3 protein-coding genes are annotated in these 2,518 nt (G+C 46.2%); 2 read left to right on the top strand and 1 reads right to left on the bottom strand.

Going from position 1 to position 2,518, the window contains the following annotated elements; translation table 11 throughout:
* Positions 1-216: hypothetical protein (locus KGI06_06130; GenBank protein MDE1871786.1), on the bottom strand; the 216-nt coding region annotated here is incomplete at its 3' end.
* A 134-nt stretch (positions 217-350) separates the two neighbouring features.
* On the opposite strand from KGI06_06130, the gene KGI06_06125 reads away from it, so the two are divergent.
* Together KGI06_06125 and KGI06_06120 are read left to right on the top strand one after the other, a co-directional pair.
* On the top strand, positions 351-1,001 hold the full coding sequence (locus KGI06_06125; GenBank protein ID MDE1871785.1) for a hypothetical protein: 651 nt from the start codon (positions 351-353) through the stop codon (positions 999-1,001).
* Positions 986-1,810, top strand: coding sequence for a hypothetical protein (locus KGI06_06120; GenBank protein MDE1871784.1), 825 nt, complete (start codon positions 986-988; stop codon positions 1,808-1,810). The genes KGI06_06125 and KGI06_06120 overlap by 16 nt, the downstream gene beginning before the upstream one ends.
* Positions 1,811-2,518: the final 708 nt, after the last annotated feature.

The raw sequence follows: 2,518 nt of genomic DNA, 5'->3' as shown, positions 1-2,518 counted from the left end.
AAGGTTTTGGACGCTGAGGCACGCAAGTTGGGGCTGAAGCTTATAGGAGATCAACATGCCGAAGCCGCCAGCTAAGCTGACTTTTAACGAACCTGCGCCCGAGATAAAACCAGCCGACTTGGAGTTTTTGACCCAACGAATAGAAGCCTTGACGTCGTTGCTGGCCCGTTTAATTGAAACAACTTCCGAGATTACCGCCAGCGGAATAAGGGCCAAGAATCGCTGCTACTATTGCTCTCGCCGCTACAACCACAACGCTCCTGTATTGACTTGCCCTTGTGTATGTCATCAAGCTAGGAACTACCTGAGTAGCATTGCCAGTGAGAACTAGTAACGTCTACGCAGACTCATTGCGTAACGACTACGGCGCTTTTTACCTGGCCATGAACTCCGGCTATGACCCGTTGTGGTTTCAGCAGGACATACTGGCACCAGCGCTGGAGAAAGTAAATGCTGGCGAGCTGAAGCGTTTGATGATATTTGAACCACCTCGTCACGGCAAGTCGTCGTTTGTTACTGTTACTTTTCCCCCTTGGTATTTAGGGCATCATCCTACTCATAGTATAATTACTCTTAGTTATTCAGATGTATTAGCCGCTGGTTTTGGTAGGCAGGTTCGTGATATAATGCAAGGGGAGTTGTATGGCAGTCTGTTCCCCAAGTCCAGACTCAAGGCCGACTCCAGAGCCAAGGATGCGTTTAATACAATTTCTGGTGGTCGATACACAGCAGCAGGATTAAATGGTACTATAACCGGTATTGGAGCCGATTTACTTATTATTGATGATCCTGTAAGCAGCGGTGTTAGTGCTGCTAGTGAGGCTGACGAGGCTAATAGACGCAGCATATATGTTAACACTGCTAGAACTCGAATGCAGGCTGGTGGTAGTATATTAGTGGTTATGACCAGATGGTTTGGTTCGGCCTTTGAGGGTTGGTTGCTGGAGCAAAGTGGCTGGGATCATTATGATCCTCGCAAGGATTTATGCGCTGGCAGGTAATTAAGCTCCCATTCGAAGCCGGTGAAAGTGATTTTTATGGGCGTAAGGAGGGTTCTATACTTTGGGAGAATCGTTACACCGATGATGAAATAGCCGAGCTTAAATCCGACCCAGCAACTTTCAGCGCCCTATATCAGCAAGAGCCGCAACCATTTGAGGGTGGCTGGTTTTCCGAGGAGTGGCTAAATTTCTACGATTTCTCCAAGTTGGACAGTAATAGGCTTAATAGATACATCTTGGTCGATCCGGCACTTAGTAAGAAGTCTACAGGCAATTACACTGCAATAATCGTGGTAGGACTCGGCGAGGATAGAAATTATTATGTGTTGCACATGTTTCGGGATCGCGTTGATCCTTATGAACGAGCGGATGCTCTGTTTCGTCTCGTAAGGCAGTGGCGTCCTATACGAGTTGGATTTGAGCAATATGGGCTGCTTTCGGATGTTTCTTACCTAAAAGAGCGAATGGAACAAGGCAACTTTCGTTTTACTATTCAAGAGCTAGGGAAGACTGGAATAGGTCACAACCTAAGCAAGAAGGATAGGGTTAGACAACTGATTCCTACCTTTCGAGAAGGTAGAATCTGGTTACCAAAAGAGCAAGCATTCGAGGATTCTCTAGGAAACGAAACAGATTTAGTTAGGGTTTTTGTTGAGCAAGAATATAAAAGGTTTCCCTCAACGGCTAATGACGACTTGATAGACGCTCTTGCACGCATTCACGATCCCGCCATGAAAATGGAATGGCCAGAGCCAGAAGAAGATTACGAACCTGAAACAGTAATTAGCGGCTCATGGGTGGTCGGTTAGTATGCCCTATAAAGACCCAGAACTTGCGCGAGCCGCTAATCGTAAGAGTTATCTCAAGCATAGAGCCGCGCGCTTGGAGAAGTGTCGGCAATATTATGAAGTCAATCGTGAAGCAAAATTGGAATACTTCAAGTCTAGGTATCGGCAAAATCCTGCCCACGTTCGTAAGATTTGCAAACGGTGGGAGCAGGCGAATAAGGATAAGATAAACGAAGCGAAGCGCCAACATCGTAAAGATGATCCTTCATGTGCAATAGCCTGTAATTTGCGTAGTAGGCTTACTGTTGCGTTGCGTCGTTGTAATGCTCTTAAGTCTGTGCATCTAATTGAACTCCTTGGTTGCTCACTGGATGAGCTTATTAGTTGGTTAGAGGCTAGATTTTATGGTGGCATGAATTGGGACAACTACGGTAAATGGCACGTAGACCACATACAACCCTGCTCAAGCTTCGATTTAACTAGCTTGGAGGAGCAAAGGCGATGCTTTCACTATACAAATCTTCAGCCTTTGTGGGCGTTAGATAATCTACGCAAGGGCGCTCAGTTGGTGGTCGTCGGTTAATGGAGCTTGCTTATGGCTGGTGAAGATGTTGGATTGAACCTGACCCTGGAAAAGCCCGCTAATAGTGAAATTCACTCACCTGATGGAGCTGAATCAAGTACTAGGTTATTAACCGACAAATATGTCGCTATGGCCCTTAAGCGCAT

The organism is Candidatus Micrarchaeota archaeon (assembly GCA_028866575.1).
Taxonomy (GTDB): Archaea; Micrarchaeota; Micrarchaeia; order Micrarchaeales; family Micrarchaeaceae; genus UBA12276.
The sequence above is the reverse complement of the archived record's forward strand: the minus strand, read 5'-3'. Positions and strand labels throughout refer to the sequence as shown.

Bases quoted from the DNA above. Each gene is read 5' to 3' on its own strand.
- KGI06_06120 (MDE1871784.1), top strand. From the start codon at position 986: ATGCGCTGGCAGGTAATTAAGCTCCCATTCGAAGCCGGTGAAAGTGAT.